Below are 13,926 nucleotides of genomic sequence, written 5' to 3' on the forward strand. Positions count from 1 at the left end.
GAAGTTCCTATCAGGAATAGCATTCTATACTTTGCATTATATTCTACTAATACGTTGTGGGGATGCCCGGGAAACCTTCTGTGGAATTGTATCAAAAGTCTGGCAAAAAGAAAAATCTAAGGTTGAATTTAAGAAGAAGTTTCTTCTTTTTTTCTGAAAATAAATTCTTTCCTAATTTCGGAAATTTTGGAAACGCCTACCGTATTCATTGCCTGTGCCAGACCTTCCGTGTATTGGCTCACCAAGAAACGGACTCCTGCCACTCCTCCACCTACCGCGGAAATTGCCATCGGTCTTCCGATCAGAACGTTGTTCGCTCCTAATGCATGCATTTTAAAAACGTCTGCCCCACTTCTTACCCCTCCGTCCACTAAGATCGGAAAATCGGGGCCTAAGGCCTCTCGGATTGTAGGAAGAACTCTCGCAGTTCCTGGCATATCGTCCAAAACTCTGCCTCCATGATTGGAAACAACGATCGCATCCGCTCCCGCTTCTCTTGCAAGGATCGCATCTTCAGGACTCATCACACCTTTTAAGATAAAAGGTAGTTTTGTATAAGAACGTATTTTAGAAAGAGCATCCACTCCTCTCGTGATGGAAGGGATTTTTTTCTGGACTAATGTTTTGAAATTCACCGCATCTATATCCATTCCGAGAGCGAGAACTCCTTGAGCCTCCGCTTCTTGGAATCTTTCTTTGATGAGCCCCTCGTCTTCACGAGGTTTGCAGATGAGTATACCCTTTCCTTCCACTTTTTTGAGAGCTTCTAGAATGATCAGATATTTTTCGGGGCTTGCTCCGTCGCCTAACCATGCTAAGCTGCCGGAAGCCAAACATCCTTCCAATAAAACTGCAGCCAGAGTATACTCATCCATGGCTCCGCTCATATTTGTGATTGCACCTGTCATCGGAGCACACATGAAAGAAGTGGATAATTTCTGTCCTAAAAATAAGCTATCAGTGCTCGCCAGCACATTTTCTCGGATATATCTGGGCAGAATGGAATATTCTTCTAATGCCTTGGTATTGTCCTGGAAGCTGAGCATTCTTCCTACTCCACCCATTCCCGGAACTCCGGAAGCGCAGTCCGTTCCATCGCAAACCTTGCAGACCCAGCAGATCTCCTTTCCGAAACGGGATCTTGCGTTAGCCGCAATTTCTTTTTCGGAAATAGAATACAATTCGTCCGAACTAAATTTAATGGTTTCTAATACTTTGGAGAATATACTCTCTGCCTGGCTCAAATTCTCAGCGGAGATGATCACATGCCCTGTTTTTTCAATATTATTCGTGGGCTCAGGAATAATATCTCCCACTTTGTGCAGAAGAAAGATATCGGTTACACCTTCGATCTTTTTAGCTTCTTCCAATCCGTCGATCGAAAGTAGTTTTCCTTTAGGCGCAAGCAATGCTCTTTCTATAGAAACTCTGTGAAATAATGGTTCCAAGTTATCAGGCTCTTCACCCAGGGCAATCAAGATGGCTGCGCGATTCAAATTGATCCCGCTTGATAAAGGAAAAGTCAAGGCTGACATGAACCCACCGGAAAGACGTGCTGCGATCTCTCCCACTTTTACACCTGTCGGAGTGACCTTGATATCTCCTTTACCCGCACCTCTTCTGATCCCGAGTGCCTGCATTCCTCGGAACATCACATCCTCTATTTCCTTTTGGATCTCAGGAGAAAGAGCAGAAGGCATATTATGGCCCATCTCTATAAAATACGGTTCTCTTTCTATGATACGGTCTGCAAGACCTGTGATCATAAATTTGCCGTCCCATGCAAGTGCGTCCACGGAAACTTCAGGACCTGGCATATATTCTTCTAAGATCATCTCGCCTGTAGGAGAATATTTTTTTGCATGTTTGAATGCTGCCTGGAGTTCTTCTCTATTATTTACTTTTACAACTCCACGGGCTCCCATATTATCCGCAGGTTTCATTACCAACGGAAATTGTAGGAATTCCAACGCGTCACGAGTATCTTGGATACTCCATACTGGAGCAAAACCAGGAATAGGAACTCCGGCCTTTTTTAAACGTTCCCTCATCTTTACTTTGTTGGAAGCCGCTTCCGCATCAACGAATCTGATCCCAGGAAGATCCAGAGCGTTTGCTACTGCGGCTACGGTCATACTTGCATCCGTTCCTGCGGTGATGACCCCGTCTATCTTAGTCGTTGCGGATAATTTTTTGGCCTCTCTTACCATTCCTTCTATGTCCTTAGTGGACATGATCAAAGGAAGATCACAAATTTTCAGACCTGGCGCCTCCGGATTCATATCCGCAACTACAGTTCTAAGAAGCATCGTTTTTGCCGTTTGGATGATTGGGACCTGTAAAAGTCCTCCACCTATAATTAGGATCGTCTTACCTGCGATTTTTTTACTCACGGAAGAACGCTTACTCCTAGTTCCGATTTTTCTAATGTACTGAGATCAGATTTTTCGTAAGTGGTCACGCTCCCTTTTCGGATGATCCCACCTGCAAGTAAATAGTCTGAATCGTTCGGATAGAATACCGCGGATTGACCAGGAGCCACTCCCTTTACTTCTTCCAGAGGAAATACTTGTATAAAGTTTTCGTTGCGTACTACTTTTGCTTTGATAGGACGGGAACGATATCTTACTTGAACCCTACATTCCGCACTTTCTGTCCCGAGTATTGGAGCCCAGGCTTGCAGATTCAAATCTTCTACGATAAAGGAGCCCACAAAGGTTTGTTTCTCTTCTGCCAAAACTACAGTTCCATCGTCTTGGATAGAGATCACATATAAAGGTGCCTTCCAGGCGATGCCCAGACCTTTTCTTTGTCCTATGGTGAAGTTTTCTTTTCCGGTATGTTCTCCTAGTACCTGACCGTCTTGCAATTTGAACAGACCGGGAGTGAAGTTAATATTCTTCTTAGCCAAAAACTTTCTATAATCGTTCTCAGGAATAAAGCAGATCTCTTGGGACTCCGCTTTTTCGGCGACTGGAAGTCCCATTCTTCTAGCGATCTCTCGGACTTCGGGTTTAGTCATTCCACCCAAAGGAAAAACAGTATTTTTCAGATTTTCTTGGGACAATCCGTACAGATAATATGCTTGGTTCTTATTCATATCCTCTGCATTAGAAATAGCATATCTTCCGTCTATCTCTACGATGTTTGCGTAATGTCCGGTTGCTATTTTATCAATTCCTAATGCAGAAGCCTTTTCGAATAAGGCGCCGAACTTCACGAAAGTATTACATTCCACACAAGGATTCGGGGTCTTTCCTTCCTTGTAATCGTTTACAAACCTGTCTATGACCTTCTCTTGGAAAAGTTTCTCCATCTTGATCACATAAAATGGGATATTCAAAGAGAGACCTACGTCTCTTGCATCCCTTATATCTTCCGGAGAACAACAGGATTTTTTAGTAGTATCGCAGGCAGGTGCCTCGTATTCCCAGGTGCGCAGGTTGACACCGATCACTTCGTAACCTTCTTCCATGAGTAGGCCTGCTGTGACCGCACTGTCCACCCCTCCACTCATCGCTACTATGATCTTACCCTTACTCATTTCCTGGGACCAATTCCTTTCCTACTATACCAATAAGACTCCTTTTTGTGTCCAAAAGAATTCGATAGTTTTCCATCCAATTCCGTCCCAGTATTCCGACGATCCCTCTCCGATGGTCCGAATGCAAAGCATCAGAAGGAATTCCTCCTGGAAAAACCTCCAATTCGGGAGTGCAGAAGCCTATACCTTCAGAATCGTTTTTCACGAAAACAGGACAAAAAGGCCGGAGTGTTCTAATCTTTGCCTTTAGTCGGCCCCCACCAAAGTTGAATACTGTAGCTTCTTTTCCTTCTACATATTCTGTTGAGTGATCCGATTTGATCGTGTCCCAGTCTAGAACGCTGTATTCCGCTCCGGTGTCCAAAATCCAAGATTCTTTTCTAGTTCCCGGCGGACGAAGAAGCACCGCAGATGGTTGGCCAGACTTCAAAAACATTGGAAATAAATTTTCTTCTAAAAAACCGGGAGCAGGACTGGAAGTAGAAGATCTCCAAAGAGAAATTCTATCCGGCAGATCTAAAACTACGACGGAACCTAAGAATGCATTCATTCCCAATATCCCATCAACTCTAAGTTCTCTAGGAAATTCATGAGAATAAAATTCTACTGACTCGAACGGACGAATTCCTCCGATGAATAGATCATTTTTGATCGTCCTTCTTACAGACTGAACGGAACCTCCTGGAAAACTCGCACTCAAAACTCTTTTGGGAGAATTTTCCGGAACATGATCTTCCGAAAGAAAGGAAACAAATGCACCCGTATCAATCAGGAATCTAAGAGGTTCTCTATCCTTGTCCAAAGAAAGATAAATTACAGGAAGATGATCCACTTCTTTTAAAGGAAGCCGGATCCAGATCCCACCTGCATCTTTTTCGTAACGAATATAACCTGAGAATAAATTTCGAAAATCGAAAGTAGTACAACCAGCTACATAAAAGAAGAATACCCCAAGGATAATCTTGGAAAGAATAGTTCTTTTTTTGAATGTACGATTTGAAAGAAAAAGCATCGCCAGTGTTCGAAAACCCGATTAGGATTTCAAATTTAGGGAAAAAATCGATTCTTTTTTATTAAGAGAAAATTTAGAAAAGCGAACTCCGTCCAAGTTCGCTTTAGAATTACAAAAGTTTTTTGATACAGCGGGAATTTGGACAGCGTGTATAGTCGATTACACAATCCCTATACTCTATTCCTGTCTGAGCATCTTTTGCTTTGTACTCTATAAAACAGGAATAAGGAGAAAAATCGAACTCTTCTCTTCCTAAAGCTCGGTTACGGATACGTTTTCCGAGCTCCGCCTCTTCGATCTGGCTGATATAATAATGGTCCAGCTCAAGTTGTTTTTCCATGATAGAGATTTCGGTCGAATTTTAGAATTCGATAAGCCCGAAATCCCCGAGAAAATGGGAAAAAACTAGTTCTGGACCGGTATTTGGAAGGAAACAGTCCTGTTTTTACCGGAATGTTTTGCCTCGTAAAGCGCCTTATCCGCCCTTTCTATCAGATCCTTATTGTTTCGGTCATTTGCCCAAAACTCGGAAACTCCTATGGAAAGAGTAACTTGGAAATCAGGTCCTCCGTTCGGATTCGGGATAGAAGCAGTTTCTACCGCCTTTCTCAAACGTTCTCCCATTTCAAAGCCTCGCTTTAAGTCCGCGCCTGGCATGACTAAACAGAATTCCTCTCCACCATATCTGGCGGCGATATCATGTTTGCCTGCACATTGGATCAGCCTTGCAGCGACTTCGATCAATACCTGGTCACCAGCTTGGTGCCCATGAGTATCGTTGAACTTTTTGAAGTTGTCCACATCAGTGAATAGAAGAGCAAGATTCGTTCTTTTTTTACGGCAACGTTCCATCTCTTCTTTCAGTTTGGTTTGGAAGTAATGATGTACTTTCAAACCGGTCATCATGTCAACGGTAGCAAGTTCGTACAGTCTAGAGTTCTCTACTGCAATCCCTGCAAGGGTGGAAAGAGTTGTGAGAAAGTCCCTGTCCTCTTCCATCCATTCTCCCATGGTGATCTTTTCACCTAAGAGAAGAAGTCCGTTCACTTTTCCTTTTGCGTTCAAAGGAATGATGAGGTCTCCGCCTATTCTTCTTAAAAATTCCAACTCTGGACTTAAGCCCATGGACTCTTCGACTTGATCGGGAGTCATAGCCTTAAGTTTGGTTTCTAAAAAAGTAACTAAAGGTGCATCTGTTTTGATCCGGAACCCTGCATCATCTTCTGCAAGATCGAATCCTTTGAAGCTAGGTTCCAATTCGAAATAATTGGAGTCTGCTTCCGGAGCTAAAAAGATAGCCGCGCTCAATGTTTGAAGTTGAGCTAAACAAATATTTAAAATAGCATCGATTAGATACTTATAATCCAGTGTGGAATTAAGAGCCTTACTGATCTCGAGAAGTTGTTTCTGATCATAGATCTTCTTCTCATAATATTCGATCATCAATGGGTCATTGTCTTTTCCGATCAACTGTGGAATCTCCCAATACAAAATTGAAAAGATAATTTATTTCGCTAATCCGTTTCTTCGCCTACGGACTTTGAACATTTTCCGTGAAGTCGATCCGCAAGAGGTAGTAGCATCAAAAAGCTTTCCTCGGGGAAATCAAACTCTTTTTGGTTTTTCATTTGACTTTCAGCCTGGGTTAAGGAAACATGGTTCTAGACGCCGCGCGGTGGAGCAGCCGGTAGCTCGTTGGGCTCATAACCCAAAGGTCACAGGTTCGAATCCTGTCCGCGCTAGAGCGTTTTACATCAAATCATTATCCTCAAAAGTAGACAAAGAGACGTTTAATTTCTACCTTTTCTACTCTTTCCTGATAAAAAAGAAACAAATCTCTTATTTGCTAATCCTTTCTAGTTAGTTTCCTAACTCTTTAGAACGTTCCGTTGCTCTTTTGACTGCTGAGATAACGGCAAATGGGAATTTATTCTTCTCCAACTCTTCTAAACCTGCGATTGTTGTTCCGCCTGGAGAAGTTACTTTGTTTTTCAAAACTTCCGGATGAGTATCAGGATTCTTTTCCAATTCTTTTGCAAGTAATTCAGCACCACCTATCACAGTCTGTATGGAAAGCTCCAGAGCTTGAGAGTATGTCAAACCGGAGGCAACTCCACCTTCCGCCAAACTTTGGATAAACCTAAGTACGTAGGCAGGACCTGAACCGGAGAGTCCAGTCACCGCATCCAATAGTTCTTCTTTGGAAAGTTCCAAACAATAAGAGATAGGTGAGAATATCTCTTTCAGACTTTCGTATAATTCCTTATCTCCATAATATCCTAAGGCGCCCTTTCCTACAAGAATCGGAAGATTTGGCATAATACGGACAACCTTGGATCCGTTAGGAGCAGAAGAAGAAAGTACCCTCGTGTCAATTCCAGCCGCTACGGAGAGAATCGCCTTAGGAGCTTCCAAAGATCTAAGAGTTTTAGAAACTTCTGCCGGTTTTATCGCTAAGATAAGAAGGTCTGCTTTCTTTTGAAATTGGGACCAATCTGTTTCTATAACCATTCCTTGCGCTTTTTTAGGATCTAGATACGGATCGTAACCGATCACATCTATGTTTCTAGCTTGGAGAGAACGTAATATTGCTCCTCCCATATTTCCGCAGCCTATGATACCGATCTTATTGTATTTCATGTTCTTTCTCCGAATATTGCGGTCCCAATCCTAAGATAATCGCTTCCTTCTTCCAATGCAATCCTGTAATCGCCGGACATTCCCATGGATAGTTTTCCTTGGGGAAAAAATCCTTTTCGGATCTCCGCAATCTCTCTAAACACTTTGCGGGTTTCTTCCGGATCTCCGGAGCTTGGGCCCATTGTCATAAAACCTTCTAACACACAGAACTCGGAACTGAGAGTTTCTTTTTTTTGGAGAAGTCCCAAAACTTCTTCTTTCGAAAATCCTGATTTTGAATCTTCTTCCGTTAGATTAACTTGTAGGAAGTAACGTATCTTCCAGCGGTCCCCATCCATTCTTCTTTTCAATTCCTGTAAGATCTTTTCGGAACCTACTCCATGAACGAATGAATATAGACCGGCATACTTTCGGATATGAGAAGATTGCACAGGACCGATATGATGTAGTATAAAATCTTTTTCAGGTTTTCCCAAGTCGGAAAATTTTTCGATCCCTTCTTGGACCCTATTTTCTCCGAAATGGATCACTCCTCCGGAGATCGCTTCTAGTACTTTTTCTTTGGGTTGGAACTTGGAAACTGCTATAAGTGTTGGAGTTCCTACGGGTTTTAAGGACTCTAATTCTTGTACTATAGATCTATAATTCTCAGAAACACCCACACCTAATCGGCCTTGGACTTTTTTTTCATCCCGGAAACTTCTTGTTCCAGGATTTCCACACGTTTGCGCAAAGATATTTTGCTCTTTTTCTTAGGTGATCCGTTTTTCATCCCTAACTTCTTTTCTAAACGCCCTACTCTCTTTTCCAAAGAGCTGATCTTTGCGTTTACGGAAGAATGAGCCGTTCTTCTTTTCTTGTACTTTTTAGAATGACGTTTTTCTTTTTTCGGTTTAGGACCGTCGTCGTATTCGACTAGGCTTTCATCCCTTTGTTTTATTCTAGGGCGCTCCATTTCTTCTCTTTTGGGAAGATCGGAAGTTTCAGAAACCTTTGTCTCCTGCTTCTCAGAAGTTTTTGTAGAAAGGGAGTCCTTCTTCTCCTTTCCTAAACCTGGAACCTCATAGTCTTTTGGCAAAGGTTGGGAAGAAGGTTCGGTAACCGTATCTTTAGGTTTCGAAAAATCGGAGTCAAAGTTTTGGCTCGGAGAAGATAGATCTTTTCCGTCAGGCACTTCTTCCGGAGTAAGAATGGTACGTTCCGGTTGGGACTTTTCTTCTATTTGTAGATTTTTATCCTTATACCAAGCGGCAATCCGATCTCTTTCCACATATAAATAAAATGCGAGAGATCCAAGTAGTAGGATGAGAAGTCCGCTGAGTAGGATTTTGAGAATATCCCGGTTCATAAAATACCTTTTACAATTATCGGCTTGGAAAACCCGAGAATTGGGCAAAAAACCCGGCTTCTTATTAGGAGATCCACAAAATCTACCGAAAGATCTAGAGTGATACGGACCGTTCTATTCTGCTTTTGCCTAAGTTTATGGATCCTTCCAAAACCGACCTGGGCGCCTCCCGTCAAAAGAGACCAAGACGAGGCAAGTAGAGTCCTTCAATTAGAAAAAGTACTAGCCGATTGGAAGCATTACAATCTTTTTCTAGTAGATTCATTTGAGGGAGAAAGACCTTGGGAAATATACCGAGGAGTTTCCTTCTTAAACAGAATAGACTATGTGTCTCAGGTCCCGGATTCTCTTGCATTTTCGAAAGAAAGAGAATTATACAAGGCGTCTCCCAAAGAAGAATACAGGTCTATGATGGTCCAAACATTCTTCGAAAATCCAAAACATGAACATTTGGAGATCCGACCTAAGGAGCCGATCCGTCTTCCGATTGGAATTCCAACTCGTGTATTTTTTTGGGCTTACTCCAATAATCATAATGTTGTTTTGGAGTTGGTATTCCATCAGAAAAAATCCAAAGAGATCGTTTTGGAATTAGGAGACCTCAAATTCGACGGTTGGAAAAGAATAGAGACACAAATTGCTGTCCCAGCCAGAAATCTCAGGCTCAACCAATCGCTTCGTTTTCCCTTGGAGCTGGTTTCTATCCGGATCAAACCGAATCCTTTCCAACCGAAAGGTGAATTTTATTTTTATATGGACCGTTTAGGGATACTGATCGACAGCAGAGAAGAATCTTATCCCGGAGCGGATGTCAAAGACAATTGGGGTACTGCTCTGTAAGGAATTCCTTTAACTCTTCCGGCTTTTTGGGATTAAACTTAAAAGCATTCCAGTTCATATATCCTGCGACTTCCACATTGGTTGGATTATCATCTATAAACACATAATCTTTTCCTGGAAAATCAGTCTCTATCCATTGGTAATATTCTTGGGCAGGTTTTCTCACACCCATCTCACAGGAAAAATACAACGCATCCAGAGAATGTAATAACTCAGCTATCTCCGGGAATTTCATGACCTCTTTGTACCAAATCGAATAATTGCTAGCTAGGACCACTGAAAATCCTTTTTCCTTCAGACTTTTTACGATCTCCAAGGTTTCAGGAATTGGATTGATGCGGGAAAACATCTTTTCCTTTAGATCCTTAGGATGAGGAAGTCCCTTGTCCTTATAAGGATCCAAATAAAATCTCTGGAAAAAATCCTCTTCTTCGATTCTTCCCATTTCGAAATCCAAGAAGGCTTGCTTTTCCCGACCGTTCTTAAAATCTTCCCAATGTTCTCTCGGTAAAAGTTCTTTTAAGGCCAGATGGAATGGGTCCTGGATCAGAGTATCCATTAGGTCGAATACAAAAAGAGGAGATCTCATACCACTATGCTAATAACGTATCGGATTTTGACGATCCTTCTTTGGCCCTGGATTTTCATTTTCTCGCTGCTGATCCCTGGCGCAAAAAATTTTCTCAAAACCAGAAAAGAAGATAAGAGAAGGATACTCTCTTACCCCTTCGCACCCAAAGCACAAAAAGTGGTCTGGTTACATGCGGCTTCGGTGGGAGAACTAGACCAATGCAAAGCGCTCGCTCTAGTATATAAGAAGAAGGAGCCAGAAACTTTTCTTCTCCAAAGTGTATTCTCCGATTCAGTTAGAGATTCTAGTCTGGAAGCATTTCCGGCAGATCTGAAATTTCGTCTTCCCTTGGATTTTCCTTGGAGTTACGATTTTATTTTAGATAAATTTTCTCCAGAAGTTTTGGTATGTATGGCCTGGGATCGTTGGCCCAATTTACTTTTAGCTGCCAAAAGAAGAAGGATCCAAACCATCCTCGCTTCCGCTGTCATCACTCTCCCCAAAGGATTTTTAAAAAGAAAATTTTATAAGGCAGCATTCAACTTATTCGATAAAATTCTAACTTCTCATTCTTCAGGAGAAGAAAAATTCAAAGAATTACTCGGAGAGAAAAAACCTATTAAAACTCTGGGAGATTCCAGATTCGATTCTGTGATCCAAAAAATAGAAACGAGCCAAAGAGAATTTAAAAGACCGAAAAATTATCCTTTCTCTCAGGTATTCTTACTCGCTTCTACTTACGAACCTTGTGAAAAATTGCTTCTTCCACTTTTGCAAGAATCTTCTCTCAAAAATACAGCCTTCTGGATCTTCCCCCATAAAACCGATCCGGCAAGGATCACTCAGTTAGAATCGGAGATCAAAAAATTCACATCGGATTCTACTTTGTATTCTCACGCTGAATTTAATTCCATTTCTTCCAGAGTGATCTTATTCGATGTGCTTGGGATCTTGGCCCATGCGTATAGAGCCGCGGACTTTGCATATGTTGGAGGAGCATTACATAATAGAGTGCATAATGTTCTGGAGCCTGCCTATTTTGGACTTCCGCTTTTGAGCGGCCCAAGGATCACACATGCGCCGGAAGCAATAGAACTAAATCATAGAGGTGGACTTTTTATCATCCGCACAAAAGAAGAAGTTTTAGAAATACTGCAATTAAGCTCTGAAAGAAAAGAGGCCATTCGTTTTTCTAATCGCCAATTTGTAGAAACAGGTAGAGGAGCAGCTGAAAGGATTTATTTGGAGATCGGTCCGCGCAAAGAACGCTGACTTGGCGAGCTCAGTAAGCTCTCCGCGAAACAAAAAATCCTTTTCTCCCATTACGAATAGAGGATACTAGGAAGGAAATGTCCTTCTACCGTTGCACAGCAGTAAGTTTAAAAACGACCGCCTTAGATTTTAAAGGGAATCGAGAAAAGATCCTGTCTGCTATCCAGGCCAATATGAATTCTTCTTTGATCCTTTTTCCTGAACTGTGCATTTCCGGTTACGGTTGCGAAGACACTTTCTATTTTCCTTGGGTTTGGGAACAATCTTGGAAAAGCCTATTAGAGATAGCAAAAGCGACTTCCGATAAAACGGTAATTGTTGGACTTCCATTCTTCCAAAGTCCTTATCTATTCAATGTTTCTGCGGTTTTGCAGAATGGACAAATACTAGGACTCGTCCCAAAACAAAACCTGGCCCAAACGGGCGTACATTACGAAAACAGATGGTTCACAAAGGGAGAAGAATCCAGAAATTATGCGATCACTCCTGACGGATCAGAACTGCCATTCGGTTCCCTACTTTTTGAAAGCCCTGATTTCAATTTTGGAATAGAGATCTGCGAGGACTCCTGGGTCCAGACAAGACCAGGTCAATATTTAGTCGAAGCAGGCGCGGATCTGATCCTTTCTCCGGGAGCTTCTCATTTTGCTTTGGGAAAACAAGAGATCCGTAAAAAAATGTTCTCCGAGTCTTCTCGAAGTTCTTCTACTGCAATTCTTTATGCCAATTTAGATGGGAATGAGTCGGGCCGTTTGATCTTCGAAGGCGGTTGTATGGGGATCGTAGACGGAAATATAAAACAAGAAGGTCCCAAACTTCACTTTACGGATTTTGAAAGTACTCATTTGGATCTGGATTCAAAAGAGCTTAGATCCAATCGGGCGAGAAACTTCAGGTCTTCCGGAACAAGAGAATTCAGATCCAGGGGAAAAGGCCTACAAAGAATAGAGATCCATCCTCTCAAGTCCCAAAATAGTCTGGATCATTCGATCCAAGTTTCCAAGTCGGATCTATTCCAAGATTTTACTAGGGCAACTTCTCTTGGCCTATTTGATTATCTGATCAAATCCAAAACAAAAGGTTATACATTATCTCTTTCAGGCGGAGCAGATAGCGCAGCCTGTGCACTTCTTGTTAAAGCGGGAATTCTATTCTCCCAAAAAGAACTCGGACCCAAATATTTGGAATCTATAGGATTAAATCCAAAAAATCTACTATTCACACTTTTCCAAGGAACGGAGAACAATTCGGAACAAACCAAAAATTCCGCAAAACAACTTTCGGAAGAATTGGGTTTTACCCATGCAGAGATTACCGTGGATTCGGAAGTAAAATCCATGTTGGAAAAAATTTCCTCAGTGAAAGGACTTGTTCCAAATTGGAAAGAGCATAATCTTGCACTTCAAAATATCCAAGCAAGGGTCAGATCTCCCTTGATCTGGTTACTTGCCAACCTGAACGGACATCTTCTTCTTTCCACAGGAAATAGAAGTGAAGCAAGCGTAGGATATACTACGATGGACGGGGACTCTTCCGGTTCTGTTGCTCCACTCACCGGGGTCAGTAAAGAATTTCTACTTTCTTGGCTTAAGAATGTATCCGAAGGAAAAGATTTAATCCTTCCTAAGATAAATGCTCTCGAAGGTATCGTCCATTCCAAACCTACTGCGGAACTAAAACCGCTTTCCGAAAAACAGGAAGATGAGAAGGACCTAATGCCTTATCCACTTCTCCAAAAATTAGAAAGGAATTTTGTGTTCTTAGGAAAATCTCCTGACGATCTTTTAGGATCCCAAGAATGGTCCGACCAGAAAGAAGCAGAAGAAGGCAAAAAGAAATTCTTAAAATTATTCTCCGCAAGCCAATGGAAAAGAGAAAGGCTCCCGCCTTCTTTTCATTTGGACGAATACGGTTTGGATCCTAAATCTAGTTTCCGTTTTCCGATCCTGAGCGAGATCTCTTTCTAAAGCCCGGCTTGTTCGTAAGCTCTTTGCTTATCCTTCTGTACTTGTTCCAATTGTTGGATCATAGTTTGTTGGATGGTCTCTAATTTCTTTTCTTGTTCTGGATCACCTGATCCTTTTTGCAGATCTACCAAATATTTTACGATCTCCAATCTGTCCTTGGATTGTTTCTCCATATAATCGTAATAAGTAACGGTTTGGTCCTTGGATGCGGTACGGCTTAAGACTGCTCTGGTAGCTTCTGAAACTCTTTGTTCAAAAACTTTTCTTTGCTCTTTTTCCGCAGGGCTCATACGGCTGGGAAGAAGCGAGTTATTAGGAAACTTTTCCTTGAGCTGAGCGAATCTTTCCATTTCCTCATTTGTGTAAGGTTTACCTGATTGAGGATTTACAGGGTTATCCGAATCTGCTGCAGGAGCTCCCGGTTTATTTTCAGAAGAAGGTTCTCCCGCTTCAGGTTCGCGATATTCTGCTTTTCCGGCCTTATAAAAATCGGAGTTTGAATCGAATAGAGAAGGATCCGCACCTGTTTTGCCATAACCGGAGCGTCCGGAACTGGATCCCGATCCTCCTCCGAAAATACTGGCGAGCGCTTCTGCTTCACTTTGTTTATTTTTGGAATCCGATTTGTCATCGTCGGTCCAAAATAAGACCACCAATAAGAAGATGAAGAATACTATAAAAACTACGGAAATTAATAATGTTCGAACTCTAGTCACGACGAGGAAGCCTCAG

The 13,926-nt window shown here is 42.0% G+C and carries 13 protein-coding genes and 1 tRNA gene; 4 read left to right on the forward strand and 10 right to left on the reverse strand.

Annotation, left to right across the window (positions count from 1 at the left end):
• Positions 1 to 128: 128 nt before the first annotated feature.
• The 5 genes from LPTSP_RS05170 to LPTSP_RS05190 all read right to left on the reverse strand — a co-directional run bounded on the left by LPTSP_RS05170 (position 129) and on the right by LPTSP_RS05190 (position 6,026).
• Complete coding sequence (locus LPTSP_RS05170; protein ID WP_174704431.1) at positions 129 to 2,420, reverse strand: alpha-hydroxy-acid oxidizing protein; 2,292 nt, start codon at positions 2,418 to 2,420, stop codon at positions 129 to 131.
• Positions 2,390 to 3,544 (reverse strand): tRNA 2-thiouridine(34) synthase MnmA, encoded by a 1,155-nt coding sequence (gene mnmA / locus LPTSP_RS05175; RefSeq protein ID WP_108927744.1) that lies wholly within the window; start codon positions 3,542 to 3,544, stop codon positions 2,390 to 2,392. Before mnmA ends, LPTSP_RS05170 begins: the two co-directional genes overlap by 31 nt.
• Positions 3,537 to 4,556, reverse strand: coding sequence for a retropepsin-like aspartic protease (locus tag LPTSP_RS05180; protein ID WP_108927745.1), 1,020 nt, complete (start codon positions 4,554 to 4,556; stop codon positions 3,537 to 3,539). Before LPTSP_RS05180 ends, mnmA begins: the two co-directional genes overlap by 8 nt.
• Before the next feature lie 109 nt (positions 4,557 to 4,665).
• A complete protein-coding gene (locus LPTSP_RS05185; protein ID WP_008592549.1) occupies positions 4,666 to 4,896 on the reverse strand; it encodes a hypothetical protein in 231 nt (76 codons plus the stop codon).
• A 65-nt stretch (positions 4,897 to 4,961) separates the two neighbouring features.
• Entirely contained in the window at positions 4,962 to 6,026 is a 1,065-nt protein-coding gene (locus LPTSP_RS05190) for a sensor domain-containing diguanylate cyclase (RefSeq protein ID WP_108927829.1), read from the reverse strand.
• A gap of 199 nt (positions 6,027 to 6,225) precedes the next feature.
• Here LPTSP_RS05190 and LPTSP_RS05195 point away from each other — a divergent pair.
• Positions 6,226 to 6,298, forward strand: a tRNA-Met gene (locus LPTSP_RS05195).
• Positions 6,299 to 6,416: 118 nt separating this feature from the next.
• On the opposite strand, the gene proC is transcribed toward LPTSP_RS05195, so the two are convergent.
• From proC to LPTSP_RS05210, 3 genes are read right to left on the reverse strand one after another with little or no spacing between them, the layout of a single operon-like run.
• The gene (gene proC / locus LPTSP_RS05200) at positions 6,417 to 7,196 is read right to left on the reverse strand and encodes a pyrroline-5-carboxylate reductase (protein WP_108927746.1); all 780 of its coding nucleotides are present in this window, start codon (positions 7,194 to 7,196) and stop codon (positions 6,417 to 6,419) included.
• Positions 7,193 to 7,858: a YggS family pyridoxal phosphate-dependent enzyme gene (locus tag LPTSP_RS05205; protein ID WP_108927747.1), complete on the reverse strand. Its 666-nt coding sequence runs from the start codon at positions 7,856 to 7,858 to the stop codon at positions 7,193 to 7,195. Before LPTSP_RS05205 ends, proC begins: the two co-directional genes overlap by 4 nt.
• Before the next feature lie 2 nt (positions 7,859 to 7,860).
• On the reverse strand, positions 7,861 to 8,544 hold the full coding sequence (locus LPTSP_RS05210) for a hypothetical protein (RefSeq protein WP_245915468.1): 684 nt from the start codon (positions 8,542 to 8,544) through the stop codon (positions 7,861 to 7,863).
• Between the two features lie 141 nt (positions 8,545 to 8,685).
• Here LPTSP_RS05210 and LPTSP_RS05215 point away from each other — a divergent pair, with 141 nt between their 5' ends.
• Entirely contained in the window at positions 8,686 to 9,384 is a 699-nt protein-coding gene (locus LPTSP_RS05215; RefSeq protein ID WP_245915472.1) for a flagellar filament outer layer protein FlaA, read from the forward strand.
• Here LPTSP_RS05215 and LPTSP_RS05220 read toward each other — a convergent pair.
• Positions 9,356 to 9,973 (reverse strand): HAD family hydrolase, encoded by a 618-nt coding sequence (locus LPTSP_RS05220; protein ID WP_108927750.1) that lies wholly within the window; start codon positions 9,971 to 9,973, stop codon positions 9,356 to 9,358. The genes LPTSP_RS05215 and LPTSP_RS05220 overlap by 29 nt on opposite strands.
• Before the next feature lie 6 nt (positions 9,974 to 9,979).
• Between LPTSP_RS05220 and LPTSP_RS05225 the strand changes: the two genes are divergently transcribed.
• Positions 9,980 to 11,227, forward strand: a complete 1,248-nt coding sequence (locus tag LPTSP_RS05225; RefSeq protein ID WP_108927751.1) for a 3-deoxy-D-manno-octulosonic acid transferase — start codon at positions 9,980 to 9,982, stop codon at positions 11,225 to 11,227.
• Between the two features lie 77 nt (positions 11,228 to 11,304).
• A complete protein-coding gene (gene nadE / locus LPTSP_RS05230; RefSeq protein WP_108927752.1) occupies positions 11,305 to 13,194 on the forward strand; it encodes an NAD(+) synthase in 1,890 nt (629 codons plus the stop codon).
• Here the strand turns inward: nadE and LPTSP_RS05235 are convergent.
• The gene (locus tag LPTSP_RS05235) at positions 13,191 to 13,910 is read right to left on the reverse strand and encodes an LIC_20245 family lipoprotein (protein WP_245915469.1); all 720 of its coding nucleotides are present in this window, start codon (positions 13,908 to 13,910) and stop codon (positions 13,191 to 13,193) included. The genes nadE and LPTSP_RS05235 overlap by 4 nt on opposite strands.
• Between the last annotated feature and the right edge of the window lie 16 nt (positions 13,911 to 13,926).

The organism is Leptospira johnsonii, from assembly GCF_003112675.1.
Taxonomy (GTDB): domain Bacteria; phylum Spirochaetota; class Leptospiria; order Leptospirales; family Leptospiraceae; genus Leptospira_B; species Leptospira_B johnsonii.

Bases quoted from the DNA above. Each gene is read 5' to 3' on its own strand.
- mnmA (WP_108927744.1), bottom strand. From the start codon at position 3,544: ATGAGTAAGGGTAAGATCATAGTAGCGATGAGTGGAGGGGTGGACAGT.
- LPTSP_RS05180 (WP_108927745.1), bottom strand. From the start codon at position 4,556: ATGCTTTTTCTTTCAAATCGTACATTCAAAAAAAGAACTATTCTTTCC.
- LPTSP_RS05185 (WP_008592549.1), bottom strand. From the start codon at position 4,896: ATGGAAAAACAACTTGAGCTGGACCATTATTATATCAGCCAGATCGAA.
- proC (WP_108927746.1), bottom strand. From the start codon at position 7,196: ATGAAATACAATAAGATCGGTATCATAGGCTGCGGAAATATGGGAGGA.
- LPTSP_RS05210 (WP_245915468.1), bottom strand. From the start codon at position 8,544: ATGAACCGGGATATTCTCAAAATCCTACTCAGCGGACTTCTCATCCTA.
- LPTSP_RS05220 (WP_108927750.1), bottom strand. From the start codon at position 9,973: ATGAGATCTCCTCTTTTTGTATTCGACCTAATGGATACTCTGATCCAG.
- LPTSP_RS05225 (WP_108927751.1), top strand. From the start codon at position 9,980: ATGCTAATAACGTATCGGATTTTGACGATCCTTCTTTGGCCCTGGATT.
- nadE (WP_108927752.1), top strand. From the start codon at position 11,305: ATGTCCTTCTACCGTTGCACAGCAGTAAGTTTAAAAACGACCGCCTTA.